The sequence below is a fragment of the Flavobacterium turcicum genome, assembly GCF_011365745.1.
Lineage (GTDB): Bacteria > Bacteroidota > Bacteroidia > Flavobacteriales > Flavobacteriaceae > Flavobacterium > Flavobacterium turcicum.
Genome location: NZ_JAAOBY010000001.1, coordinates 821,118 through 846,930, shown reverse-complemented (window position 1 = coordinate 846,930; position 25,813 = coordinate 821,118). Strand labels below are relative to the sequence as shown.

The window sequence follows — 25,813 nt, the reverse complement described above, 5'->3', positions numbered from 1 at the left end:
GATTTATTAAATTTGCCTATCTTCTGGTAGGACTAAAATCAGGAAAATTAAATTTTTTGCAAATGTTAAAAAAAGGATCCAAATTATATAGCATTTTAACAGGAACTTGTCCTAAATGTCACAATGAGAGCATGTATTTACAAAAAAACCCATGGCATTTAACCCAAGTTTTAAAAATGCATGACAATTGCAGTCATTGTGGATTGAGATATCAAATAGAGCCATCCTTTTTTTACGGAGCCATGTACGTAAGCTACGGATTAAATGTCGCTATTGGTATTGCAGCGTTTGTCATTTCTTTTTTCTTCTTTAAATCAAATTTAAAAGAGGCATTTGTTGTTATAATCATTGCATTAACAGCACTATTTCCGTTTGTTTTACGCTGGGCTCGAAACATTTATATCAATATGTTTGTTTCGTATGACCCTAATCAAAACAAAAAATAAATCCCTACTTTTTACGCTTTTCAAATCGCCAACAGTCAATACTTGGGTCTAAGGCATTTTCAAACTCGATAAAATCATACAAGGCCTTAGCCATTGACGGCCCCAACATAACGCCTCTAGTTCCTAAACCATTTAAAACGTGTAATTGAGGATGTATTTGGTGCGTTCCAATTAATGGTCTTCTATCTCGAACGGTGGGTCTGATTCCTGCAAAATGAGATATAATTTTAAAATCACAATTGATAATTTCTTGAATTCGATCAATCAATTCTTGTTTGCCCTCCTCGCTTGTGTCATTGGTTTTATCTTTCCAATTGTAAGTAGCTCCTACCTTAAAAAGATTTTCTCCAAGCGGCAATATAAATACGCTGGTGTTAACTATTACATCGAGTTTTAAACCAGGCGCCTCAATTATAAATAATTCGCCTTTAGTTCCATCTAATGGAAGAGAGTTAAAATACGGATTAGCGTGCAAGCCATACCCTTCAGCAAAAATAACATGTTTGGCAATAATCCCTTTATACCGCACTCCTCCTGTAATCAACTCCAAAGCATCATACTCAAAATCAAATTCTTCATATAGACCTGATGCCGAAAGGAAAGCCCTAAATTCCTGAAGCAATAAAGCAGTATCTACATAACCTGTATGTAATACTTGACCGTAGCCATGAGGAGATTCAATACCAATAAATGTATCATGAATTAAAGTAGTTGATAAAAAAGGGGCTAAATTGACTTTATCCGAAGCAGTAAACCAATTATTCTGTTCTTCCACTGAAAAAAACTTACGGAGAATTGGTTTCTTAAAATCAAACTGAAAAGATAATCGTTTTTCAATTCTATTGTAAAAAGCGTTCATTTGTTCAAGTTGCTCCTTTGCATTCCATACTTCGCTAAACCGCTTCAAAATAACCGGATTATACAAACCTCCAGCTACACGAGATGAGTTTTGAGAATTATTATCCACTACACAAATTGTCTTATCATTTTCAAGTGCCCATTCTGCGAAAGAAAGTCCACCCAAGCCAGCACCAACTATTAAATAATCAATCATAAAATATCAGTTTAAATATCACCAATAAACAAAAAAACTCCTACCACAAGGGTAAGAGTTTTATCTGTTTTAATCTTACGGAAACTAGTAGTTCCACATATCCGATTCAAAATTTCTAATCTTGTCTTTTACTCTTTCAGATTCTAACAACTGATTTTGAGCATTGTCTTTCATGTACTCTTCAATTGCACGATCTCCGTAAACGTTTTCTTCTTTATAAATCAAACTGTTAAATCGGCGAGAGTTCAAAATTTGATCAAACGAAACTGGCATCGCTGAATTTTTATCATTAAAAGCTTTTGCATTATGTAAAACTTCGCGCGCCGCTGGGAAAAACACCCAAAACAACTCGATATAATCTTTCTCATCACTGTTCATCGTATACACGTCAGGAGTAATAGGACAAATTCCTAACAAACGATATTTCAACTCACTTTGACGTTTGTCAAAATACCAATACCCTTTGATTTTGTATTGCGTAACATCTTGCGCAGATAAATCCTGTCTGACAATGTACTCATCAGAAATTCTATTACCAGCATTTAATTGCTCTCTACCAGCATCAGTAGTATCGACACGAGTTAAAGAGCCCTGAATGTCTTGCAAAGATTTTTTGGTATTGAAATAACTATCAGTATAGACTTCAGTGATTTGACCATTTTTCATTGCCTTAGTCAATACATCATATAAAGACCTTCTATCAGAACCAATATTCGCTGTATCAATAGGAAAATATAAGGAGAAATTGATCTTCTCACTTAAATCAATAATTTCCCATGTTGTTTTACCCATTAAAACATCACGGTCGTGTACATAACCGTAGGCTAATGGTTTATCGTTATCTGAATCCAGCTGTGCAGCAGTTTTTAGTCCAATTTGGTCTGGAGTTTTTGCATTTAGCAAATTCGACTGCCCTACGGAACTAATGCTCCAAGAAAGAGAGACGATAGCGATAAAAAGATTTCTTACATTCATAATAGTGTCCTAATAAAATATTGACTTTGGTTTATACAACCGTTGTATTATTGTATTTCATAAATTACAGGTGCGGTTCTTGGCAACAAGTAGCTACCCGCTCCTTCTAATTTTGTTTTGATCTCAGAAATAGTAACCTGATCTCCACGTCCGGCTTTTGCCAAAACAGCTTTACATTGTGCGTTTAATTTGTTTCCTTGAACAACTACGGTAGGTTGACCAGTAACTTTTAAGTTAAAACCAACTACACTCAATCCTACTTCAAAGTCAAAATCAACAAGCTTAGCTCCAACAGTAGAAATTTCTAAACTTGATTTAGGACCTTTAACAACTCCCATTTCTCCACGGATAGTACCCGTTGGACCAGGAATACCTTTGATTCTAAACACACGTTTATCAGAAGCTACTTTACCATCTGCCATTTTTCCAGAAACATTGATTACAACTTCGTTACCAGCTTGTGGGCTCATGTTGTATTTTCCGTTACCAACTTTAGTTAATCCTGGTGCAGAAGCATTAACATTGTTATCAGCGATTCCTGCAAAAGAAATAGAAATTGGGTTTACAACTCCTCTATAAACAACATTCATTTTGTCTGCTGAGATAGTAGCAGAGTTAGGTCTAGGAACAACTACGTACTTTCCTTGAAAAGGTAATGGAATGTTCTTTCCGTCTTCTAAGAAAGTAAATTTGCCGTTGATTGATTGCTCACCAACACTTCCAGCAGTCATCGAAATTACAGCTTGTCCGTTAACTATTTTTCCTGGACCAGAAAAAGAAGTTGGTTTTGTATTTTCGTCATAACGACCTAAAACTACTTTACCTGTAACTTGTTCTCCTTGAAAGTAAGCACTCTTGTCTAAAACAACAATCGCTTGATAATTGCTGTAAGAAGCAGCAGCAACGGCCGCTTTTCCTAATAAAGTATTGTAAACATCTGTCTCCACTTTTTTAACATCATTTTGCCAAGCAGACAGCTTTGCTAACGAAGCAACAGCTGGAAAACCTTTAAAATGGTAATCTAAATATGCTATTGCTATTCCGTCTTTGTTTTTAACTGGTGCAAGATCAAATTTCGACTCTACTTCGCTTAAAATTGGCGCTAATTTTTTGTTTCCACCTAAAGCTGCCTTAACATCATTTTTGTACTGCTCAATAGTTTTAACGACTTCGTTACCTTTTGCAGAATATCCTGCAGGACTAAACCAAGAATTATCTAAGTTGTCTCCTTTATCCATTTCCTCATAAGGTAATTTACCTGTATCTGGATTTGTTTCAGTACCTGTTAAAACTTCCGTTTTTAAACCTGCAATATAGTCGTAGAAATTCTTAGTAAGTGTTTCTACTTTGTGAGCAGTTGCAGCAGCGTCTTTAAACTCTCCGCCTGCCTCTGCAGCTTTAGCATCTAAACTCAATAACATTTGAGCATTAGATTGTTCTGCTGCTGTATTTGATCCTTCAAATTTTTCATTCATTAATCCAAAAGCAGATAATACTTCTTTGGACATGTTTAATGCTAACATAGCGATGAAAACCAAATACATAAGGTTAATCATCTTCTGTCTAGGGGTTAGTTTTCCTCCTGCCATATTTTCTAAATAATTAGTTTATTGTTAATGTGTCGCTTGACTAATTATCCTTTATTGTTCATAGCAGAAAGCATTCCACCGTATACACTATTTAAAGAAGATAAATTAGAAGTTAAAGACTGCATTTGCTCTTTCAATTTCAAATTGTTAGCTGCAACTTCTTCATTAATTTGTGCATTTTTAGAAGCACTTTCTAATTGTATTTTGTACAAGCTATTTAGAGACTCCATTTGAGTAGCCGCTAAACTTAACTCTTCACTATATTTTTTAGTAGAAGCAATAGAATCTACTGTAGGAGCAATTCCTTTAGCTGCTGATTCAAAATTTTTTATACTGTTTCCTAAACTTGCCATTAACGCACCGTCAATTTTTGCATCTTTAAGTAATGTATCTAATTTTTGAGACAATAAACCTTGCGTATCTGCTGCTGGTTCTGCTTTTTTAGCAGCTGGTTTTGCAGTTCCACCTACTAACTCAGGGTAAACGTTTTCCCATTTGTATTCATCATCAACTGGTTCGAAAGCTGAAAGTGCGAAAATTGCAGCTTCAACAACTAGTCCAATTGTCAACATCAAGTTTCCTGTGATAGGACCAAATTCAATATGTGTGATTTTAAATAATGCTCCGATGATTACAACTGCCGCTCCCATACCGTAAGCGAAATTCATTGCTTTTTTACCTAGTAATGCCATAATAATAGTAATTTAAAAATTTAATAGATTGGGTTTTTGTTATTTTTTCTTTTTTCCTGTTCCAGTTGTCTGAAGCCCCATGTAGTCTTGTACTGTTCTAAAACCAATGTAACTTCTTGCTGAATCAGCGTATTCGTAATCTCTTGTGCTTACCTGTAGGAAATAAGCAACATCTTTCCAGGATCCTCCACGTAATACTTTACGTTTGTTGGATGCATCTAAAACATTTGGGTTCATTGTAGATACATATTCGTATGCGTTAGGATCATATGCTGAATCCGTCCATTCAGAAACGTTTCCGGCCATATTGTATAGATTATATCCGTTTGGTTCATATGATTTAGCTTCTACTGTGTATAAAGCCTCGTCTGCAGCATAATCTCCACGGTTTGGCTTGAAATTAGCTAAGAAACATCCTCTATCATTTTTCGTGTAAGGACCTCCCCAAGGATATGTAGCTGATTCTAAACCACCTCTTGCTGAATACTCCCACTCTGCCTCTGTAGGCAAACGGAATGAGTTGATTAAATCACGACCTTTTCTTTTTGACTTGATGTATGTATTTTTATATAAAGTTCTCCAAGCACAAAAGGCTTTAGCTTGTGTCCATGTAACACCAACTACCGGGTACTCGCCATATGCTTTATGCCAAAAGTAGTCGTTATGCATTGGTTCATTGTATGAATATGCAAAATCTTTGATCCAAACTGTAGTATCTGGATAAACCTTGATTGTTTCAATTTTAATAAAATCTTTTCTTCTACCAACTTTAGCTTTGGCAGCAGCTTGAATATCCATCCAAGAATAGCGGAACTTCAATTTATTTACATCTATGGTACGCAAACCGTTGTATGACTCTTCAATTGGCAAATACATAGAATCCATCACCTCAGTGTAATATTCATCAGGATATAATTTGGTATCCTTAATTAATTTCACCTTTTTATTTAATCTTCTACCAGCGTACTGATCATCCTCTGTACCGATACTGTAATAGTTATCATACATGTACTTATCGTAAGCAGTCATTTTAGTTGGATCTGAATCATTGAATGCAAAATCGCCAATACTACCTGCATTTCTCCCTCTTCCAGTACTTGCGGTTGCTGTTTGACCATTCATATCAGCCATAATAGCCAAACGAACTCTCATTGTAGAATCTTTAACCCACTCTACAAACTTTCTGTATTCTTTATTTGTGATTTCCGTTTCATCCATATAGAAAGAACGCACAGTAACAGTTTTGGTAGGTGCATCTTCAATATTTGCTAAATCAGCATCTGATTTACCCATAATAAAAGATCCTCCTGGTACCAAAGTCATCCCATAAGGTTTTTCAGGATGCCATTTCCCTCCATCAACACCAACTAATTCTCCTCTGTCGCTTGTTTTACCACAGCCAGTTAAAAGGGCTATAATCGCTGTGAAAGCTATGAACTTCTTCATATAAATTTGGTTATCTAATCATTATTTTTAAGTGTGTAAACCTATTTATTATTTTTTACAAAAACAATTTTTTTGTTCCAAACAAACTGTTTTTTATAAAAAAATCATAAATATGTCCTAAATCGATCTAAACGATGTTTTTTCTTTGTGCTTTCCACCACCTTTCGGGCAGTTCTTGGTTGCAAGCAAGTAAGTATTCATCGTAGGAACACGGTAATAACGTGTTTCTTTTTAATTTATTATTAACATTTGAAATAAATGGAATTTCTATCCACCAACGGTCTGTTTTATCACTTTTATAAAAAACCAGTTCCTCCTCTTCTAAAGGCACAATATATTTCAAATAATTCTCTTTGCTTCCAAATGGATATTCATGTGAACGGTAATGAAACCCTTCGATAAAGTACCAAACGACTTGAGCTGCAAGCACGGCTTCGGCAGCAGTATTGTTATGATTGTAAATACCAAATGAAGATACTTTATCACTTATTCCTGCATACCTGCTTAATGCGCAAATTTCTTTACCATTAAAGCCATTTGGCTGAAAACGAATTGTATTTCCAGAATCAGAAGATTTAACAGAATTCAGATCAATACTAACCATATCAGCATCTCTAAAAACTGGTTCTGCAATTGCAATATTATTAGAAACTTCACCTAATCGGTAGGCATCAAAATATAATTTTTCGATCAAATCAATTTCTTCTTGCGAGTTGAAATAAGTCTGATATCCGATATTGCAATAATTAAACAAATTATTTGGTTCCTCTACAATCATTTTGGTAAGGTATGAAGTAGCTGAAAGATCTTCTTCATCTGTACCGAAATCAAATTTTGCATCAACGGCAACCAAATTCACCATTTGCTCTAAAGTATCATACGCACGATACAAAGAATAGGTGATGTCCTGAGAGCCGCCAAGAACAATAGGTATTATTCTTTTTTTAATTAATTCGGTAGCAATTTGCTTTACCGCAAAATAAGTATCTGAAACATTACTTCCTGCGGGAATATCTCCCAAATCAGCGATAGAAGCGTCCCAATTTCCTGGAAATAAACTATAAAATTGCCTTCTTATTGGATTAACCTCCACCTCAGAAATAGCATTACAATCGCCGCGATTATCCAAAACACCAAAAATGGCAATTTGAACCTGATCTAAATCCGGAAATTGATCATTAGTATGTAAAACAACCTTACTTCCTAATTGCTGCGCCTTAAGGTTACCTATAAAATCAAGAACATCTGAGTCTATGGGTTTCAAAAAATCAAATTCCATTTTCTATTTTTTTGCTACTGGCTTTTTTACCACTGTTTTTTTTGCTGTTGCTTTTTTGGCTGGCGCTTTTTTGGCCGCTACTTTTTTGGCTGGAGTTTTCTTTGCGATCATCTCTTGTACTTCGGCCAAAGTCAATTTTGCAGCATCAACATCCTTACTTAATTCAATTTTTATCTTTCCTTTAGTAATAACAGAGCGTCCCCATCTTGCTTTTTCAACCAAGATTCCTTCATCTTCCCAGTTGTGAAGCACTTTATCTATATTTTTTTGTAATTTATCCTCAATCAAGGCTTCAATATCATTTTGAGATAAATTATCAAAATCATATTTCTTGCTCACATTGATAAAAAGGCCATTCCATTTGATGAAGGCACCAAATCGCCCGACTCCTCTCTGAACACCTTCGCCTTTGTAGACAGCTATTGGCGCATCAGCAAGTGCTTTTTCATCAATTAATTCTTTGGCGCGTTCAAAATCAACATCGAGCGGGTTTTCGCCTTTTGGCAAAGATACGAAAGCTGCACCATGACGAATATAAGGACCGTAACGACCATTACTCACCTCTACTTCTTCATCTTTATAAACACCTAAGTTTTTTGGTAACAAAAACAAGTTTAAAGTTTCTTCTAGCGTGATGTTACCAATATTTTGATCGTTCATCAAGCTTGCGAACTTCTTGTCTTCATCATCAGCAGCGCCAATTTGAGCCATTGGGCCAAATTTACCCAAACGCACCGAAACTGGTTTGCCTGTTTTAGGATCAGTTCCTAGAATACGTTCGCCACTTTCACGTTCTGCGTTCGCTTCCACATCTTTCACCGTTGGATGAAATTGATCGTAAAACTCCTGCATCATTTTGGTCCAAACGATATTTCCTTCGGCTATTTCATCAAAATCTTGTTCTACTTTGGCAGTAAAATTATAATCGAGAATGTTTCCAAAATTCTTAACCAAGAAATCAGTAACAATGGTACCAATATCTGTTGGAACTAATTTTCCTTTATCAGAGCCTGTGTTTTCTTTTAGTACTTTTTCAGCAAGCGTGCCTGCTTGCAAAGTAAGTTGCGTATACTTACGCTCTTGCCCGTCAAGATTCCCTTTTTCAACATAATTTCTGTTGATAATTGTAGAAATTGTTGGTGCATAGGTAGATGGCCTACCAATACCAAGCTCCTCTAATTTTTTCACCAACGACGCTTCTGTAAATCGAGCTGGCGGTCTTGAGTAGCGTTCAGTAGCGGTGATATAATTATTCTGTAACTTTTCGTTCACTTTCATGGCTGGCAACATGCCTTCTTGCTCTTCTTCGTCATCATCATGACCTTCTAAATAAACTTTTAGAAATCCTTCAAAAAGCAACACTTCACCAGAAGCTGTGAATACCTCGTTGTGATTATTAGCTTCAATCTTTACATTGGTGCGCTCAAGTTGTGCGTCACTCATTTGTGAAGCAAGTGTACGTTTCCAGATCAAATCGTACAAACGGGCTTGGTCACGATCAATATCTACCGTGTGGCGTGACATATCTGTAGGTCGAATAGCCTCATGAGCTTCCTGAGCGCCTTTGCTTTTATTGGTGAAAGTCCTTGGTTTTGAGAACTCCTTGCCATAGGATTTGATGATTTCAGCTTGAGCTGCCTCCATCGCCTCTTTTGATAAATTAACACTATCCGTTCTCATATAAGTAATCAATCCCGCTTCATATAAACGTTGTGCTAACTGCATGGTAATACCTACCGGTAAATACAATTTTCTAGCTGCCTCTTGTTGTAAGGTTGAAGTGGTAAACGGACCTGTAGGCGACTTTTTGGTCGGTTTTGTTTCTAACTCCCCTACTTTATATTGTGAACCTACGTTATTTTTTAAAAAAGCCTCTGCTTCTTGTTTTGTATTAAAATTTTTAGGCAACTTAGCTTTGAATGCTTTTCCTGCTTCGTTAGTAAACTCGGCTACTACAGAGTAAGTTGCTACTGCATTAAAGTTTTGAATGTCGCGCTCGCGTTCAACAATTAATCGAACCGAAACCGATTGTACACGACCAGCAGATAAACCGCCTTTAATTTTTCTCCATAAAACAGGCGATAATTCGTAACCAACCAATCGGTCAAGTACACGTCTGGCTTGTTGGGCATTTACTAAATTATAGTCAATTTCACGTGGATTGTCAATCGCTTTTAAAATGGCTGTTTTTGTAATCTCATGAAAAACGATGCGTTTGGTTTTTTTAATATCCAAATTTAGCTCTTCGGCTAAGTGCCAAGAAATAGCCTCACCCTCGCGGTCCTCATCGCTCGCTAGCCATACCATTTCTGCTTTTTTAGCCAAACCTTTTAACTTGGTAACCAATGCTTTTTTATCTGCAGAAACCTCATACTTTGGTTTAAAACCTTGCTCCACATCTACTCCTATTTCTCGTGAAGGTAAATCGGCAATATGCCCATAACTGGACTCTACTTGATAATCACTTCCAAGAAATTTTTCGATTGTTTTTGCCTTTGCAGGAGACTCTACGATAACTAAATTCTTTGCCATTGCTCTATTTTTCTGGGACAAAAGTAGAAGTTTTTTTTATATATCGGGCTTTTGCCGGTTTTTAAAATAGAATAAAACCTACTTGATTAGATTATTTGTTGCGAAACGCCTTGTTTCATATCTCTCGAAAAATACTTTGAAAATAAATAAATTCCGCCTCTTGTATTACGAAAATAACTCATTTAAGGTTCATTTTAAACAGTAACATTTGTTTCCGCTCTTTCAAAACACTGACTCTATTTATAAAAATAACCATCAACCAAATTTTAGTAATGGCATAAAAAAGAATTTCTTATTTCGCAGTACAAAGTAAAAAGTAAAGCAAAATTGAAACTTTTTTGACAACTTCATTTATCCTAGAAGCATTCAATTGTAAAATGCAAAACATTGTTAATTTGTAGGCTGACATCTTGTCATATTTACTGAAATTACGTTATCTTTGTGCTTTGAAAAAATGGAATGGAAAAGATAATTGAAGAAAGTAAACAAGGCGAAAGTCTCGTTTTAGAAAATAAACCCGAAAACACTAAAAAACTATTTATCGAGAGTTATGGTTGCGCTATGAACTTTTCAGATAGCGAAATTGTAGCTTCTATTTTATCCGGAAATGGATACAATACGACTCAAGTATTGGAGGAAGCCGATTTAGTTTTAGTAAATACATGTTCTATTCGCGACAAAGCAGAACAAACCATCCGAAAAAGATTGGAAAAATACAATGCCGTAAAACGCATCAATCCAAAAATGAAAGTGGGAGTTTTAGGTTGTATGGCAGAGCGTTTGAAAGAAAAGTTTTTAGACGAAGAGAAAATCGTTGACATGGTAGTTGGTCCAGATGCCTACAAAGATTTACCTAATTTATTAGCCGAAGTTGAAGAAGGTCGTGATGCTATCAATGTAATTTTATCAAAGGATGAAACTTATGGCGATATCTCGCCTGTTCGTTTAATGACTAATGGTATAACTGCTTTAGTTTCTATCACTCGAGGATGTGATAATATGTGTACTTTTTGCGTAGTTCCTTTTACCCGCGGACGCGAACGCAGCCGTGAACCACAAAGCATTTTGAGTGAAATTCAAGATTTATGGAGCAAAGGCTACAAAGAAATTACATTATTAGGTCAAAATGTTGACAGTTATTTGTGGTACGGTGGCGGCTTGAAAAAAGATTTTGTAAATGCTAGCGAAATTCAAAAAGCTACTGCAATTGACTTTGATCAATTGCTTGAAATGGTTGCCGTTGCTTTTCCTAAAATGCGCATTCGATTTTCAACCTCGAATCCGCAGGATATGCATGAAAGTATTCTGCAAGTGATAGCTAAATACCCAAACATTTGCAAACACATTCACTTACCGGTACAATCAGGAAGTAATCGTATATTAAAAGAAATGAATCGTTTGCATACGCGTGAGGAATACATGACTTTGATTGATAAAATAAGAACTGTAATTCCAAACTGCGCTATTTCGCAAGATATGATTGCAGGTTTTCCAACAGAGACAGAACAAGACCATCAAGACACTTTAGCGTTAATGGAATATGTGAAATATAATTTTGGTTATATGTACTCGTACTCTGAGCGCCCAGGAACACTTGCCGGTAGAAAAATGGAAGATGATGTACCCGAAGAAACAAAAGCACGCAGACTGCAAGAAATTGTAGACTTGCAGCAAAAACACGCTTGGTTTCGTTCAGAAGAATTTATTGGTCAAACCGTAGAGGTTTTAGTCGAAAAAGTTTCTAAAAAATCAACTGAAGAATTCTCAGGCAGAAATTCACAAAGCATAACCGTAGTTTTCCCAAAAGAAAATTATAAGATTGGAGATTTTGTGAATGTGAAAATTACAAGTTGCACAAGCGGAACTTTAAAAGGTGAAGCGGTTGGATATTCTGAAATGAATTAGAAAGTTAGTTTCAAGTTTCAGGTTTAAAGTTCACTCGATAACTTGAAACCTGAAAAAAAAAACTTTAAACAAAAATCAAATGGAATCAGTTCAAAATATAAAACAGCGCTTTGAGATTATCGGGAACGATCCGAAGCTCAATCGCGCCATAGAAAAAGCCATTCAGGTTGCTCCTACTGACATCACCGTATTGGTTGCCGGCGAAAGCGGAGTTGGTAAAGAGAATATGCCTCGTATTATTCACTCCTTATCTCATAGAAAACATGGCAAATACATTGCAGTAAACTGTGGGGCTATTCCGGAAGGAACTATTGATAGCGAATTATTTGGTCACGAAAAAGGCGCTTTTACAGGTGCTACAAGTACGCGTGAAGGTTATTTTGAGGTAGCTAATGGCGGAACTATATTTCTTGACGAAGTGGGCGAATTGCCTCTTACCACCCAAGTGCGATTATTGCGCGTACTTGAAAATGGTGAATTTATAAAAGTGGGATCGTCACAGGTACAAAAAACTGATGTTCGAATTGTGGCTGCTACCAATGTAAATTTGTTTGATGCAATCGAGAAAGGAAACTTTAGAGAAGATTTATACTATCGTTTGAGTACCGTAGACATTACTTTACCGCCTTTGCGAGAGCGCAAGGACGATATTCATTTGTTATTCAGAAAGTTTGTTGCTGATTTTGCACACAAATACAAAATGCCTCCGTTGAAACTAGATGAAAATGCGGTGCTGTTACTGCAAAAATTTAGATGGAGTGGTAACATTAGGCAATTGCGCAACGTTGCGGAACAAATTTCAGTTCTTGAAACCAATCGCGATATTTCTGCTGCAACTTTGCAATCGTATTTACCGGAGCAAGGAAGTAATTTGCCATCTGTCATTAAGGATAAAAAAAGTGAAAATGACTTTTCGACCGAAAGGGAAATTTTGTACAAAGTACTTTTTGATATGAAAAGCGATTTGAATGATCTCAAAAAACTAACGCTCGAATTAATTCAAAACGGAAGTACTCAGGTTCAAGAAACGAATCAACATTTGATCAAGAAAATCTACGGAACAAAAGATAGCGATAACGAAATAGATTTTGAAGAAGAACCAAGAACCGGTTTAATCACCACACCTTCTGCTGAAGAATTATACCAAGAGAACGATGATAATTATCTTTTTGCCGAAACAGTCGAGGAAGAAGAAACCTTGCGCTTAGAGCAAAAGGAAATCGAAATGATAAAAAAATCGTTAGAAAAAAATAAAGGAAAACGAAAAGCTGCTGCTGATGAATTAGGAATTTCGGAGCGCACTTTATATCGAAAAATTAAGCAATTTGATTTGTAACTACAGATCAGATTTTCACCAATTACTTTCAAGAACATGAAATTTATAAAATATTTTCTTTTAGCCCTATTGATTGCAAGTACAAACAGCTGCTCTGTCTATAATTTTACGGGAACAGGTAACATTGATGCCAAAACCTTTCAAGTTGGATTTTTCCAAAATAATGCTGAATTAATTGAACCTGGAATTGACAGAACATTCACCTTGAAATTACAAGATTTGATTCAGAATCAAACGAATTTAAACCTTGTAACAAATAGCGCCGACTTGACTTACGAAGGTGAAATTGTAGATTACAGAATTAGTCCAATGACTGCCACGGCTGATCAAAGAGCTGCACAAAACCGCTTGACCGTTCGAGTAAATGTTCGTTTTACAAACAAGAAGAAAGAAACAGATGATTTTGAAAAATCGTTTAGCTTTTTCTTTGATTATCCTGCCGAACAACAATTAATAGGTGCACCACTTAATTCTGCTTTAGAAGAAATTTTTGATCGTATTACACAAGATATCTTCAACGAGTCTTTAGCCAAGTGGTAACTCAATCCAACCTGCACTCACAATTATATGACCAAATAGCTGTATCTTAGCATACAACTTGATTTAAAACAAAATGGAATTAGCTGACTTTACCTACTTAATAACCAAGCCGGATGCTATCCTTGAGAAGCAAACCACAGCGTTAGATGACGTGATTGCATCGTATCCTTATTTTCAAAGCGCGAAAGCCATTCAGCTTAAAGGACTATACAGTCAAAACAGCTTTAAATATAATGGCGCTTTAAAACTAACGGCCGCCCACACTACAGATCGTTCTGTACTTTTTGATTTTATCACTTCCGAAAATTTTGTCGCTATACACAAACGCCTGTATGAAAAGAAACTGCAAGCCATTTTAGACATTAATGTTATTGATAGCGAAGAAATCAAACAACCAGAAATTATAGAACCAGTTTTAAGCCCTGTTGAAAGATCGATTTTAACCTCGATTAAAGAAGCTTCAACGCCTGAACCCAAAGAGCAAGAAGCCATACTTATCGAAAAACTCGAAATAGGAAGCCCTCTTGAATTCTCTAAAAAAGAGCAACATTCGTTTCAAGAATGGCTACAACTATCAAGAACGGAGCCAATCAAACGCGACGAAATTGAGAAAAGTATTCCAGAGGAACCTGCGCTTGATCCTGAAAAATTAAAAAAATTAGCTATTATTGATAAGTTCATTGAGACTAGTCCTAAAATTTCTCCTGTAAAGCAGAACTCGAGTCCACCTGTGAATATTGAACTTCCTACAGCCGATCATTCGGCATTAATGACAGAGACCTTAGCGAGAGTTTATTTGGAGCAAAAAAAATATCAAAAAGCGATACAAGCTTATGAAATATTAATTTTGAAATATCCAGAAAAAAGTAGTTTCTTTGCGGACCGCATATCGGATATTAAGATTTTACAACATAATAATAATTAAACAATGAGCACATTTTCAATTTTTTTAGTTTTAATAACTATAGTTTGTTTCCTATTAATAGTAGTAATCATGGTACAAAACCCTAAAGGTGGCGGATTATCATCTAATGTTGGTGGTTCACAAATGTTAGGTGGAGTACAAAAAACAACTGATTTCTTAGACAAAAGTACTTGGACACTTTCTGCTATTTTAATTGCGCTTATTTTACTTTCAAGCTTAAGTTTCACTGGATCATTAAGTGATACTGATTCTAAAATTATTGAAAATACACCAGCTTCTGCAGCTCCAGCTCCAGCTGTACCAGCTCAAAACGCACCAGCTGCTACAAATCCAGCAAAATAATTACTTGATATAATATAGAAAATGCCAGCCTGTCAAAGCTGGCATTTTTTTTTAAGAAATTATGTCAGTTTTATTAGCATGGCATAATTTCTGAAAGTTGCTTAGCATTCCAAAATAAATAATTTAAAAACATAAATCATGGCATTAAACATTAAACCACTTTCAGACAGAGTTCTTATCGAACCTGTTGCCGCAGAAACAAAAACTGCATCAGGAATTTTTATACCAGATACAGCCAAAGAAAAGCCTCAAAAAGGGACTGTTGTTGCTGTAGGAAATGGAACTAAAGAACACACAATGACCGTAAAAATCGGAGATTCTGTTCTTTACGGAAAATACGCTGGGACCGAGTTAAAACTAGAAGGAAAAGATTATTTGATCATGCGCGAAGATGATATTCTAGCGATAATCTAAATTTTGTTAAAAGTTTCAGGTTAGATTCCTGCAAGCAACTTTAAACTAAAACAACTTTAAACTAAATTAAAAATGGCAAAAGATATAAAATTTGATATTGAAGCACGTGACGGATTAAAACGTGGAGTTGACGCATTAGCAAATGCTGTAAAAGTAACATTAGGACCAAAAGGACGTAATGTAATTATTGGAAAAGCTTTTGGAGGTCCAAACGTAACCAAAGATGGGGTTACCGTTGCTAAAGAAATCGAATTAAAAGATCCTTTAGAAAATATGGGAGCTCAAATGGTAAAAGAAGTAGCTTCAAAAACCAATGACTTAGCTGGTGATGGAACTACAACTGCAACCGTTTTAGCGCAAGCAATTGTAAAAGAAGGATTAAAAAACGTAGCTGCCGGAGCAAACCCAATGGATTTGAAACGCGGTATTGACAAAGCAGTTGAGGCTATTGTAGCTGACTTAGCTCAGCAAGCTAAAGTTGTAGGTAGCGACTCTGAAAAAATCAAGCAAATTGCTTCTATCTCTGCTAATAATGACGAGGTTATTGGTGAACTAATCGCTACTGCTTTCGCAAAAGTAGGAAAAGAAGGAGTGATCACTGTAGAAGAAGCAAAAGGTACAGATACATATGTAGATGTAGTTGAAGGTATGCAATTTGACAGAGGATACTTATCTCCGTACTTTGTTACCAACTCTGAGAAAATGGAAGTTGAATTAGAGAATCCATTCATCTTATTGTACGACAAAAAAGTATCTTCTTTAAAAGAATTATTGCCGGTACTTGAGCCAGTAGCACAATCAGGTAAGCCATTATTGATTATTGCTGAAGATGTTGATGGCGAAGCTTTATCAACATTAGTAGTAAACAAATTAAGAGGAGCATTAAAAATTGCTGCTGTAAAAGCACCTGGATTTGGCGACAGAAGAAAGGCAATGCTAGAAGATATTGCAATTTTAACTGGAGGAACTGTAATTTCTGAAGAGAGAGGTTACACTTTAGAAAACACTACAATTGAAATGTTAGGAACTTCTAAAAAAGTAACTATCGACAAAGACAATACTACAATTGTAAGTGGTGCTGGAGATGCAGACATGATCAAAAATCGTGTGAACCAAATTAAAAGTCAAATGGAAGCTACTACTTCTGATTATGACAAAGAAAAACTACAAGAGCGTTTAGCTAAGTTAGCTGGTGGCGTTGCTGTTCTTTATGTTGGTGCTGCTTCTGAAGTAGAAATGAAAGAGAAAAAAGACCGTGTAGACGATGCATTACACGCAACTCGTGCTGCTGTAGAAGAAGGTATTGTTGCTGGAGGTGGTGTAGCATTATTAAGAGCTAAAAATGTTCTTGCTGCACTTACAGCTGACAATGCTGATGAAGCTACAGGAATTCAAATTGTTTCTCGTGCAGTAGAAGCTCCATTAAGAACTATCGTTGAAAACGCAGGTCTTGAAGGATCTGTTGTAGTTGCTAAAGTTGCTGAAGGCGCTGGTGATTTTGGATACAACGCTAAAACAGATCAATATGTAGATATGCTTGCTGCCGGAATTATAGACCCGAAGAAAGTAACACGTGTAGCATTAGAAAATGCAGCATCTGTAGCTGGAATGATATTAACAACAGAATGTGCATTAATTGACATTAAAGAAGAAAGCGCTGGAGGCGGAATGCCAATGGGCGGTGGAATGCCAGGAATGATGTAATCCTAAAGATTAGTAAATAAATTAAAGGTCGAAGCTCTTGCTTCGACCTTTTTTTATACGCCAATAAAACCGCGTTAATAGAATGACTTGCACTAAAATAAAATCTAATAAAGTGGTGTAAAAAAAAGGATGCAGTTTTCTATAAACCACATCCTTTTTTATGTTAATCAGTTGTTATTAAAGTCCTAATTATTTTATTCTTGAGTCTTCGACTTTCGGCTAAATTTATAAATAACAGGCAAAATCGTAATTCCAACCAAAGTAAGAACAATTAACTCAATGTGCTCTTTCAAATCGATTTGATAATTAGTCAAAAGGAAACCATACAAATAATGACCCGCAAAGATTAATGTAAAAGACCAAATAAAAGAACTTAGGATGTTATAAAACATAAATTTTTGCTTGTTCATAGAAACGATACCAGCAACTATTGGTGCAAAAGTTCTAAATATTGGAAGAAAACGAGCAAAAATAATCGCCTTGCCACCATACTTTTCAAAGAAATCTTTTGATTGTACTAGATACTTACGCTTGAACCAAAAACTATCCTGTTTATTGTACAAATAATATCCGCTTTTTGACCCAAACCAATATCCCACTACGTTTCCTAAAATACCAGCTAACGCAACCAATGTAGATAACAAGACCACATTTAAGAAATCATTATCAATAAAAACTATATTTTCAATTAATTCGCGACTGTAAATCCCTGCCAAGAACAACAAACTATCCCCTGGTAAAAAGAAACCTGCAAAGAGACCCGTTTCGGCAAAAACAATAAATAAAACGATATAAATCCCCAACTTAATCCCGTTAATATCAAAATGGATGTAAAAAAGTGGGTCTATTAAATTCTTCCAATCAAAATTGTTCATTCTAAGTTTTTTTGTACTACAATTATTAGCGCGTGAAAGTACATATAATAAACATCAAGAACAATTTATTGTTTTATTTTAAAGTTTTATTAACGGTTGTAAAAACCCTCGAAAAAGACAAAAATTGAATTATTTTACTTGCTTTTGATAATACAAACCTGCCAAAAATAATAGTAAAAAAAGAGGTTGAATAATAAATCTTCTGATGTAAAACAAAACCCAGTTTTGATTTGGTAAATCGTTCAAAAGCACAATGTAGAAAGCAACAATTAATACCACAAAAAAGAACAAATACAGCAGTGATGCAAACTTAATTAAAGCTTTGTCTCGATATAAAATAAAAATGATTGCCAGCGAAAAAACGGTATTTAAAAAATATCTAAAAAACAATCCTAAAAACAATTTACCTTCATCTAAAATAGGAAGTTTTGAGTCTTCAAAATCGTTTTTAAAAAAATCTAGAAAGGGATCATAAAACATTTGATTCTCAAAAGCACGTACCAAAATTAAAAGCACAACAAGAACCATCAAAAAGAAAAAACGCGACTTGTTTTGAAGTAGTTTACGCAGCATAACTTGAATATTTACGCACCCAAATTAACCATAATAAAAACACCACACCGTAAATTGATAATGGAAAAATGACTCCATGAAGCAAAGGTTCTTGGGCTGGATAATAAAAAATTAAGGCGCTCAAGGCTGCAATGCGAAGTACATTTAACACATAAATTAAAACACTACCGCACAAAACATAACCAATTGTAATAGCCCAGCGACCAGAAAAAGAAATCACAAATGAAGCAAACAATATTAGAACGCTCACTGCATTACAACCTTCAACAATCCTAGCTACGTAATGATTTTGATACATAAGCTTCATGTAAGCGTGTTTTGAACTTTCGGTTACAAAAGAATTAGTAGTAAAACAGTCCAAAACCCAAGCGGTATGATTGCTAACCATCTTGGTGATCCCATCCACTTTATTCATTTCAAATCCAGATAAGTAGTATTGATACAAAGCTGTCAAAACAACATAACTCAGAAAAAAAGAACCTAAAAAAAGTAAAAAGGGTTTGTATTGGTAATAATATTTTTTCAACTTAATTTTTTTTTAACAAATTTATACAAAATATAAAACCGTCTTTAAATACTTTTGTAAAATAAAATTAACAAAACATGACCTTTCAAGAATTACAACCTAAAGTTACCGAAATTACTCAAAATACAACTCAAACCCGAGGCGAAAAACTTTTGTCTATCTGTCAACTTTTGAGCAATTCTATCCCTTACTACAATTGGGTAGGATTTTATTTTGCCAATCACGAAACAAAAACGCTTCATTTAGGACCTTACGTAGGTGCAGAAACAGATCATACTGTAATCCCTTTCGGAAAAGGAATTTGCGGACAAGTTGCCGAGTCGAATGCAAATTTTGTGGTGCCCGATGTAAGCGCTCAGGACAATTATATTGCTTGTAGCTTTACCGTAAAATCTGAAATTGTTGTGCCTCTTTTCGTAAACGGACAAAATATTGGCCAAATTGATATTGATAGCCATGTAATAGACCCTTTTACTGAAGAAGATGAGCGCTTTTTAGAGTTTGTAAATCAAGAGATTGCAACATTATTTTAGCATGAAAAATAAAAAGCAAGCCTATAATTACTCAAAACTTATTTTTTGGTGTTTAATGCTAGCACCTGTATTTGGTTTTAGTCAAGAATCAGTTGGTAAAAAAATATATCTTGACTCACTTGGTGTAGAAACAAACTACGATAATCACTTGTACTATCGTGTGATTGAATCTTTCGATACGACCACAAATATGTATAGTTTTAAAGAGTATTATAAATCCGGAGCTATATCAATGTCAGGTCAAGCACTCACTGCCAATGTTGAAAGTAAATCTGGAGAGTTTATTAATTATTACGAAAACGGGAATAAAAAGAGCATTACCAACTACTTAAAAGGCAGATTAGTTGGAAATGAAGAACTATGGTACGAAAACGGTACAAAGGAATCTGAATCAGAATATTTTGAATCAGAAGATGGATTTTCGACGTTACAAAAACTTAAAAACTACTGGCTGGAAAACGGCAAGCAAACCGTTGTTAATGGCAATGGTACCTATGAAAAAACTTTTAAGTTCGGGACTGAAAAAGGAATGTATAAAAATGGACTGAAAGAAGGTTCTTGGACAGGAACCTTTATCACTATTTATGGCTATACTGAACAATATAGAGACGGCGAGTTGATTTCAGGAGTGAGCACAGATCAAGACAATAATGAATATTCCTATACCCAATTAGAAGTTAAACCAGAACCATTAACCGGTATGAAAGATTTCTACCAACATATCGGGAAAAACTTCCAAATCCCTAGAGCTTACGACAGAGTAAAAGGAAAAATATACATCTCGTTTGTTGTAGAGAAAAATGGTGACTTGGGCGAAGTGAAAATCCTCAAATCATTGAACGATGTTTTAGATCAAGAAGGAATTAGAGTCGTTAAGAGTTACGGAAAATGGAAACCAGGTATACAAAGAGGGCAAAATGTTAGAGTACTATACTCCCTGCCTATTGCACTACAAGGCTCTAGATAATTTACAACAACCTCAAAATAAAAACCGATTAATGTTTCCTTATTCATAATTATTTTTTACTTTTGCACCCGTCTACCAATAGATGGCAGACATACATAAGAATCATTAAATAATATTGGAATGTATTTAACTAAAGAGATTAAAGAAGAAATCTTCGCACAACACGGAGAAAAAACGAATACTGGAAAAGCTGAAGCGCAAATCGCTTTGTTTACTTACAGAATTAGTCACTTAACTGAGCACTTGAAAAAAAATCGTCATGATTATAATACAGAGCGTTCATTAGTATTACTAGTAGGTAAAAGAAGATCGTTGTTAGATTACTTGAAAAAGAAAGAAATCAACAGATACCGTGAAATTATCAAAGTATTGAATATCAGAAAATAATCAATAGGAAAGAGGTGCGAAAGTGCCTCTTTTTTTATTTTATATAATATTGTCTTAAATCACTACAGAAGTCCTGACACAAAAGGGATTAGAGCTAAGACAAAATCGCAGCATCAATTCATTTGGATTGATTATTAAAAAAAGTTTGGTTTTTCATTGGGTTTTAGGCATTAACTACGCACAACAACAACTACAACACAACTAGAACCCATGTTTAACTAAAAAATTAAATTTATGATTCCACAATTATTTGTAGAAAGTATCGATTTAGGTGATGGCAGAAGCATCACAATCGAGACAGGTCGTTTAGCCAAACAAGCTGATGGATCTGTAGTAGTAAGAATTGGAAAAACTGTTATTCTCGGTACAGTTGTTTCCGCAAGAAAAGCAAGTCCAGGTATTGATTTTTTACCATTAACGGTAGATTACCGTGAAAAATTTGCTGCAGCGGGTCGTTTCCCTGGAGGTTTCTTCAAAAGAGAAGCACGCCCTAGTGATAGCGAAGTATTAACAATGAGATTGGTAGACCGTGTATTGCGTCCGCTTTTCCCAGATGATTACCATGCTGAAGTTCAAGTTATGATTCAATTAATGTCTCATGACGAGGATGTAATGCCAGATGCGTTAGCAGGATTAGCAGCTTCGGCAGCACTTGCTTTATCTGATATTCCATTTGAAACTTTAATTTCTGAAGCTAGAGTTGGTCGTATTGATGGTAAATTCATCATCAACCCTTCTCGCGCACAATTAGCATTGTCAGACATTGACATGATGATTGGAGCTTCAACCGATTCTATCGCCATGGTAGAAGGTGAAATGAAAGAGATTTCAGAAGCAGAAATGCTAGAAGCAATTAAATTTGCTCACGAGCACATTAAAGTACAAATTGCTGCGCAAGAAAGATTAGCTGCCGCTTTTGGAAAAAAAGAAGTACGTGAATACGAAAATGAAAAATCTGATGAAGCTATTTACGCTAAAGTAAAAGAAGCAGCTTACGATAAAATATATGCTATTGCTAGCAAAGGTTCTTCTAAACAAGAACGTACTTCTGCATTTGCAGAAGTAAAAGAAGAAGTAAAAGCTTTATTTACTGAAGAAGAATTGGCTGAAAATGGAGATTTAGTTTCTAAATATTTCTATAAAACCAATAAAGAAGCAGTTCGTAACGTAACCCTAGATTTAGGAACTCGTTTAGACGGAAGAAAAACTACAGAAATCAGACCAATCTGGTGTGAGGTAGATTATTTACCATCAGTACACGGATCTGCATTGTTTACACGTGGAGAAACACAAGCTTTGGCTACAGCTACTTTAGGAACTTCTAGAGAAGCTAATCAAATTGACTCTCCATCTGAACAAGGTGAAGAAAAATTCTACTTGCATTACAACTTCCCTCCTTTCTCAACTGGTGAAGCTCGTCCATTAAGAGGAACTTCAAGAAGAGAAGTTGGTCACGGAAACTTGGCACAACGCGCCTTGAAAAACATGATTCCTGCTGATTGTCCTTATACAATTCGTGTCGTTTCTGAAGTATTAGAATCGAATGGTTCGTCTTCTATGGCTACTGTTTGCGCTGGTACATTATCATTGATGGATGCTGGTATCCAAATGATTCGTCCAGTTTCTGGAATTGCAATGGGATTAATTACTGACGGAGAACGTTTCGCGGTATTGTCTGATATTCTTGGTGATGAAGATCATTTAGGAGACATGGACTTTAAAGTAACTGGAACTTCTGAAGGAATTACCGCTTGTCAAATGGACATCAAGATTGACGGTTTGAAATACGAGATTATGGAAGCTGCATTGGCTCAAGCTCGTGACGGTCGTTTGCATATTCTTGGAAAATTAATTGAAACTCTTGCTGCTCCAAAAGAAGATGTGAAACCATACGCTCCAAAAATCATCACTAGAACTATTCCAGGTAACTTTATTGGTGCTTTGATTGGACCTGGTGGAAAAGTGATTCAAGAATTACAAAAAGCTACAGGAACAACTATCGTAATCAACGAAGTAGACGAACAAGGAGTAGTTGAGATCTTAGGAACTGATCCAGATGGAATTGCAACTGTATTAGCAAAAATTGACTCTATCATCTTCAAACCAGCAATGGGTGAAGCTTACGAAGTGAAAGTAATTAAAATGTTAGATTTTGGTGCGGTTGTAGAGTATACTGCAGCTCCTGGAAACGAAGTTTTATTACACGTATCTGAATTAGCTTGGGAACGTACTGAAAACGTTAGTGATGTGGTAAACATGGGCGATGTGTTCCAAGTAAAATACCTAGGACTTGATCCTAAAACTAGAAAAGAGAAAGTATCAAGAAAAGCTCTTTTACCAAGACCTCCACGCGAGGAGAAAAAAGAGTAATCAGATCTTAGTTTACTAAAGGTTTATTTATAGAAAATCCCGTTCGCAATGCGAACGGGATTTTTGTTTTCTAAAAACACATAACGTTATAATGTAAACTAAACCGCATTAGGGATAGCAGTGGAAATCCTTTTTATTCGCCGCGGCGAATAAAAAGATTGTAACGAATAGCCCGGACCGCAGGGAATGCCCTCCTTCGGCTTCGCTCAGAATTAAACTAAATAAAATTATTTTAAAAACATTGTAACTTTTTTGCAACTCCTTACGTATAACTATTTGTACACTTTAAAATTGAGGAGACAACACCATGAGACAACTTAAAATTACCAAGCAGGTAACGAATCGTGAAACTGCATCATTAGACAAATATTTACAAGAAATTGGAAAAGTTGATCTTATCACGGCTGATGAAGAGGTAGAGTTAGCACAAAAGATTAAAGCTGGTGACCAGCGCGCCTTAGAAAAATTAACAAAAGCCAACTTACGTTTCGTAGTATCGGTGGCAAAACAATATCAAAATCAGGGTTTAACCCTTCCCGATCTAATTAACGAAGGAAACCTTGGACTTATAAAAGCAGCACAACGTTTTGATGAAACTCGTGGTTTCAAATTCATTTCGTATGCTGTATGGTGGATTCGTCAATCGATTTTGCAAGCTTTAGCTGAGCAATCTCGTATTGTGCGTTTACCTTTGAACAAAATTGGTTCTATCAACAAAATCAACAAAATGTACGCTTTATTAGAACAATCTAACGAGCGTCCGCCATCTGCTGAGGAAATTGCAAAAGAACTAGATATGACCGTAAATGATGTAAAAGAGTCTATGAAAAACTCTGGTCGTCACTTATCAATGGATGCGCCACTTGTAGAAGGTGAAGATTCTAACCTTTACGATGTATTGCGTTCTGGAGAGTCTCCAAACCCAGATAGAGAGTTAATTCACGAGTCATTACGTACTGAAATTGAGCGTTCTCTTGAAACTCTTACACCTCGTGAGGCTGATGTAGTTCGTTTGTACTTTGGTCTTGGTGACCAACACCCAATGACTTTAGAAGAAATTGGAGAAACTTTCGACCTAACTCGTGAGCGTGTACGTCAAATCAAGGAAAAAGCAATCCGTAGATTAAAACATACTTCTAGAAGTAAAATTTTAAAAACCTATTTAGGATAACTATATTTGTTTCAAGTTTAAAGTTTAAAGTTGCTCAAAACATCTTGAAACCTTAAACTTGAAACTTTTTTAAAGCAAACAACAGTCTGATTAACTGTTCGTTTTTTGATTGATGATTGAAACCTCGGCTGATTACCGAGGTTTTATTTTTTTCAATAAAACCTCGGTCTGTTCTCCGCCACGGCGGATCGAGTTTCCGAGGTTTTATTTTTTTTCAATATAACCACAAATCACTATTTACTTCTCACTATTCACTTCTCACTATTCACTTCTCACTATTCACTTCTCACTATTCACTTCTCACTATTCACTTCTCACTATTCACTTTAAGGGCGTAACCCTCCGTAAAAACTTCGGGTCGGGCTATTCGCTATATCTTTTGTTTCGCTAACGCTGCACAAAAGAATGTCGCTGTTATCCCTTACGCTACCTTCGTTACAAAAAGACGCTATTTCTTCTTAATGAAAAAGTACTTCAATTGGTCTAAAAAAACTATTTTTGCACCAACAACTTAAGAATCTGAAACATATTCAGATTAAACAACTACACAATGAAAAATACACTTATTGCTCCATCAGTATTAGCGGCTGACTTTGGAAACCTACAGCGAGACATTGAAATGATCAACAATAGTGAAGCCGATTGGTTTCATATAGACATCATGGACGGCATTTTTGTACCAAACATTTCATACGGAATGCCAGTTTTACAAGCTATAGCAAAACACGCTACCAAAACAATTGATGTACACTTAATGATTGTAGATCCTGATCGTTACATCAAAACATTTGCTGACCTAGGAGCTAATATCCTGAGCGTACATTATGAAGCGTGCACACACTTGCACAGAACGCTGCAAGCCATAAAAGCAGAAGGAATGAAGGCAGGAGTTGCCATTAATCCACACACTTCAATTGATCTGTTAGAAGATGTAATTAATGATATTGATTTGGTTTGTATCATGAGTGTAAATCCTGGTTTTGGAGGACAATCATTTATTGAAAACACTTACGCAAAAGTAGAAAAGCTAAAAGCTTTAATAAACCGCAAAGGAGCGCAAACAATTATTGAAATAGACGGCGGTGTAACCAACAAAAACGCGCGTCAGCTAGCAGAAGCTGGAGCCGATGTTTTAGTTGCTGGAAGCTACGTATTTGGAGCTACTGACCCAATTGCCACGGTTGCCGACTTAAAAAAGATTACTACCATATAAAACGACAAAAATCCCAATC

General features: G+C 35.6%; 24 protein-coding genes. 14 read left to right on the top strand and 10 right to left on the bottom strand.

Annotation, left to right across the window (positions count from 1 at the left end):
• Positions 1–62: 62 nt before the first annotated feature.
• A complete protein-coding gene (locus G9Q29_RS03700; protein WP_166133386.1) occupies positions 63–446 on the top strand; it encodes a DUF983 domain-containing protein in 384 nt (127 codons plus the stop codon).
• Positions 447–450: 4 nt separating this feature from the next.
• Here G9Q29_RS03700 and G9Q29_RS03695 read toward each other — a convergent pair whose 3' ends face one another.
• The 7 genes from G9Q29_RS03695 to topA all read right to left on the bottom strand — a co-directional run bounded on the left by G9Q29_RS03695 (position 451) and on the right by topA (position 10,013).
• Positions 451–1,500 (bottom strand): NAD(P)/FAD-dependent oxidoreductase, encoded by a 1,050-nt coding sequence (locus tag G9Q29_RS03695; RefSeq protein ID WP_166133384.1) that lies wholly within the window; start codon positions 1,498–1,500, stop codon positions 451–453.
• Positions 1,501–1,584: 84 nt separating this feature from the next.
• Entirely contained in the window at positions 1,585–2,475 is an 891-nt protein-coding gene (porN, locus tag G9Q29_RS03690) for a type IX secretion system ring subunit PorN/GldN (RefSeq protein ID WP_166133382.1), read from the bottom strand.
• Between the two features lie 47 nt (positions 2,476–2,522).
• On the bottom strand, positions 2,523–4,064 hold the full coding sequence (gene porM, locus G9Q29_RS03685; protein ID WP_166133380.1) for a type IX secretion system motor protein PorM/GldM: 1,542 nt from the start codon (positions 4,062–4,064) through the stop codon (positions 2,523–2,525).
• Positions 4,065–4,108: 44 nt separating this feature from the next.
• Complete coding sequence (porL, locus tag G9Q29_RS03680) at positions 4,109–4,756, bottom strand: type IX secretion system motor protein PorL/GldL (protein WP_166133378.1); 648 nt, start codon at positions 4,754–4,756, stop codon at positions 4,109–4,111.
• Positions 4,757–4,795: 39 nt separating this feature from the next.
• Positions 4,796–6,202 carry a T9SS ring complex lipoprotein PorK/GldK gene (gene porK / locus G9Q29_RS03675; protein WP_166133376.1) on the bottom strand — a complete coding sequence of 469 codons (1,407 nt, stop codon included), beginning with the start codon at positions 6,200–6,202 and terminating at the stop codon, positions 4,796–4,798.
• Positions 6,203–6,329: 127 nt separating this feature from the next.
• A complete protein-coding gene (locus G9Q29_RS03670; protein WP_166133374.1) occupies positions 6,330–7,481 on the bottom strand; it encodes a formimidoylglutamase in 1,152 nt (383 codons plus the stop codon).
• Positions 7,482–7,484: 3 nt separating this feature from the next.
• Complete coding sequence (gene topA, locus G9Q29_RS03665) at positions 7,485–10,013, bottom strand: type I DNA topoisomerase (protein WP_166133372.1); 2,529 nt, start codon at positions 10,011–10,013, stop codon at positions 7,485–7,487.
• A 459-nt stretch (positions 10,014–10,472) separates the two neighbouring features.
• On the opposite strand from topA, the gene miaB reads away from it, so the two are divergent.
• From miaB to groL, 7 genes are all read left to right on the top strand, one after another.
• Positions 10,473–11,918, top strand: a complete 1,446-nt coding sequence (miaB, locus tag G9Q29_RS03660) for a tRNA (N6-isopentenyl adenosine(37)-C2)-methylthiotransferase MiaB (protein ID WP_166133370.1) — start codon at positions 10,473–10,475, stop codon at positions 11,916–11,918.
• Between the two features lie 79 nt (positions 11,919–11,997).
• Complete coding sequence (locus G9Q29_RS03655) at positions 11,998–13,254, top strand: sigma-54 interaction domain-containing protein (RefSeq protein WP_166133368.1); 1,257 nt, start codon at positions 11,998–12,000, stop codon at positions 13,252–13,254.
• Positions 13,255–13,290: 36 nt separating this feature from the next.
• Positions 13,291–13,794 (top strand): LptE family protein, encoded by a 504-nt coding sequence (locus tag G9Q29_RS03650; RefSeq protein ID WP_166133366.1) that lies wholly within the window; start codon positions 13,291–13,293, stop codon positions 13,792–13,794.
• Positions 13,795–13,867: 73 nt separating this feature from the next.
• A complete protein-coding gene (locus tag G9Q29_RS03645) occupies positions 13,868–14,719 on the top strand; it encodes a tetratricopeptide repeat protein (protein ID WP_166133364.1) in 852 nt (283 codons plus the stop codon).
• A 3-nt stretch (positions 14,720–14,722) separates the two neighbouring features.
• Complete coding sequence (gene secG, locus G9Q29_RS03640) at positions 14,723–15,061, top strand: preprotein translocase subunit SecG (RefSeq protein WP_166133361.1); 339 nt, start codon at positions 14,723–14,725, stop codon at positions 15,059–15,061.
• 138 nt (positions 15,062–15,199) lie between these two features.
• Entirely contained in the window at positions 15,200–15,475 is a 276-nt protein-coding gene (locus tag G9Q29_RS03635) for a co-chaperone GroES (RefSeq protein ID WP_007137725.1), read from the top strand.
• 72 nt (positions 15,476–15,547) lie between these two features.
• A complete protein-coding gene (gene groL, locus G9Q29_RS03630; protein ID WP_166133359.1) occupies positions 15,548–17,179 on the top strand; it encodes a chaperonin GroEL in 1,632 nt (543 codons plus the stop codon).
• A 194-nt stretch (positions 17,180–17,373) separates the two neighbouring features.
• Here groL and G9Q29_RS03625 read toward each other — a convergent pair whose 3' ends face one another.
• The 3 genes from G9Q29_RS03625 to xrtF all read right to left on the bottom strand — a co-directional run bounded on the left by G9Q29_RS03625 (position 17,374) and on the right by xrtF (position 19,153).
• The gene (locus tag G9Q29_RS03625; protein ID WP_166133357.1) at positions 17,374–18,054 is read right to left on the bottom strand and encodes a DedA family protein; all 681 of its coding nucleotides are present in this window, start codon (positions 18,052–18,054) and stop codon (positions 17,374–17,376) included.
• Positions 18,055–18,183: 129 nt separating this feature from the next.
• Positions 18,184–18,627, bottom strand: a complete 444-nt coding sequence (locus G9Q29_RS03620) for an exosortase F system-associated membrane protein (RefSeq protein WP_166133355.1) — start codon at positions 18,625–18,627, stop codon at positions 18,184–18,186.
• A complete protein-coding gene (xrtF, locus tag G9Q29_RS03615) occupies positions 18,617–19,153 on the bottom strand; it encodes an exosortase family protein XrtF (RefSeq protein ID WP_166133353.1) in 537 nt (178 codons plus the stop codon). The genes G9Q29_RS03620 and xrtF overlap by 11 nt, the downstream gene beginning before the upstream one ends.
• A gap of 77 nt (positions 19,154–19,230) precedes the next feature.
• Between xrtF and G9Q29_RS03610 the strand changes: the two genes are divergently transcribed.
• The 6 genes from G9Q29_RS03610 to rpe all read left to right on the top strand — a co-directional run bounded on the left by G9Q29_RS03610 (position 19,231) and on the right by rpe (position 25,794).
• Entirely contained in the window at positions 19,231–19,686 is a 456-nt protein-coding gene (locus G9Q29_RS03610) for a GAF domain-containing protein (protein ID WP_166133351.1), read from the top strand.
• A gap of 1 nt (position 19,687) precedes the next feature.
• Positions 19,688–20,653, top strand: coding sequence for an energy transducer TonB (locus G9Q29_RS03605; RefSeq protein ID WP_166133349.1), 966 nt, complete (start codon positions 19,688–19,690; stop codon positions 20,651–20,653).
• A 120-nt stretch (positions 20,654–20,773) separates the two neighbouring features.
• Entirely contained in the window at positions 20,774–21,040 is a 267-nt protein-coding gene (rpsO, locus tag G9Q29_RS03600; RefSeq protein ID WP_086453034.1) for a 30S ribosomal protein S15, read from the top strand.
• Between the two features lie 234 nt (positions 21,041–21,274).
• Positions 21,275–23,410: a polyribonucleotide nucleotidyltransferase gene (locus G9Q29_RS03595; RefSeq protein WP_166133347.1), complete on the top strand. Its 2,136-nt coding sequence runs from the start codon at positions 21,275–21,277 to the stop codon at positions 23,408–23,410.
• 307 nt (positions 23,411–23,717) lie between these two features.
• Positions 23,718–24,581, top strand: a complete 864-nt coding sequence (locus G9Q29_RS03590; protein ID WP_026707723.1) for a sigma-70 family RNA polymerase sigma factor — start codon at positions 23,718–23,720, stop codon at positions 24,579–24,581.
• A 550-nt stretch (positions 24,582–25,131) separates the two neighbouring features.
• Positions 25,132–25,794: a ribulose-phosphate 3-epimerase gene (rpe, locus tag G9Q29_RS03585; protein WP_166133345.1), complete on the top strand. Its 663-nt coding sequence runs from the start codon at positions 25,132–25,134 to the stop codon at positions 25,792–25,794.
• The last annotated feature ends 19 nt before the right edge of the window (positions 25,795–25,813 follow it).

Coding starts and splice junctions, on each gene's coding strand:
- G9Q29_RS03700 (WP_166133386.1), top strand. CDS start 63: ATGTTAAAAAAAGGATCCAAATTATATAGCATTTTAACAGGAACTTGT.
- G9Q29_RS03695 (WP_166133384.1), bottom strand. CDS start 1,500: ATGATTGATTATTTAATAGTTGGTGCTGGCTTGGGTGGACTTTCTTTC.
- porN (WP_166133382.1), bottom strand. CDS start 2,475: ATGAATGTAAGAAATCTTTTTATCGCTATCGTCTCTCTTTCTTGGAGC.
- porM (WP_166133380.1), bottom strand. CDS start 4,064: ATGGCAGGAGGAAAACTAACCCCTAGACAGAAGATGATTAACCTTATG.
- porL (WP_166133378.1), bottom strand. CDS start 4,756: ATGGCATTACTAGGTAAAAAAGCAATGAATTTCGCTTACGGTATGGGA.
- porK (WP_166133376.1), bottom strand. CDS start 6,202: ATGAAGAAGTTCATAGCTTTCACAGCGATTATAGCCCTTTTAACTGGC.
- G9Q29_RS03670 (WP_166133374.1), bottom strand. CDS start 7,481: ATGGAATTTGATTTTTTGAAACCCATAGACTCAGATGTTCTTGATTTT.
- topA (WP_166133372.1), bottom strand. CDS start 10,013: ATGGCAAAGAATTTAGTTATCGTAGAGTCTCCTGCAAAGGCAAAAACA.
- miaB (WP_166133370.1), top strand. CDS start 10,473: ATGGAAAAGATAATTGAAGAAAGTAAACAAGGCGAAAGTCTCGTTTTA.
- G9Q29_RS03655 (WP_166133368.1), top strand. CDS start 11,998: ATGGAATCAGTTCAAAATATAAAACAGCGCTTTGAGATTATCGGGAAC.
- G9Q29_RS03650 (WP_166133366.1), top strand. CDS start 13,291: ATGAAATTTATAAAATATTTTCTTTTAGCCCTATTGATTGCAAGTACA.
- G9Q29_RS03645 (WP_166133364.1), top strand. CDS start 13,868: ATGGAATTAGCTGACTTTACCTACTTAATAACCAAGCCGGATGCTATC.
- secG (WP_166133361.1), top strand. CDS start 14,723: ATGAGCACATTTTCAATTTTTTTAGTTTTAATAACTATAGTTTGTTTC.
- G9Q29_RS03635 (WP_007137725.1), top strand. CDS start 15,200: ATGGCATTAAACATTAAACCACTTTCAGACAGAGTTCTTATCGAACCT.
- groL (WP_166133359.1), top strand. CDS start 15,548: ATGGCAAAAGATATAAAATTTGATATTGAAGCACGTGACGGATTAAAA.
- G9Q29_RS03625 (WP_166133357.1), bottom strand. CDS start 18,054: ATGAACAATTTTGATTGGAAGAATTTAATAGACCCACTTTTTTACATC.
- G9Q29_RS03620 (WP_166133355.1), bottom strand. CDS start 18,627: ATGCTGCGTAAACTACTTCAAAACAAGTCGCGTTTTTTCTTTTTGATG.
- G9Q29_RS03610 (WP_166133351.1), top strand. CDS start 19,231: ATGACCTTTCAAGAATTACAACCTAAAGTTACCGAAATTACTCAAAAT.
- G9Q29_RS03605 (WP_166133349.1), top strand. CDS start 19,688: ATGAAAAATAAAAAGCAAGCCTATAATTACTCAAAACTTATTTTTTGG.
- rpsO (WP_086453034.1), top strand. CDS start 20,774: ATGTATTTAACTAAAGAGATTAAAGAAGAAATCTTCGCACAACACGGA.
- G9Q29_RS03595 (WP_166133347.1), top strand. CDS start 21,275: ATGATTCCACAATTATTTGTAGAAAGTATCGATTTAGGTGATGGCAGA.
- G9Q29_RS03590 (WP_026707723.1), top strand. CDS start 23,718: ATGAGACAACTTAAAATTACCAAGCAGGTAACGAATCGTGAAACTGCA.
- rpe (WP_166133345.1), top strand. CDS start 25,132: ATGAAAAATACACTTATTGCTCCATCAGTATTAGCGGCTGACTTTGGA.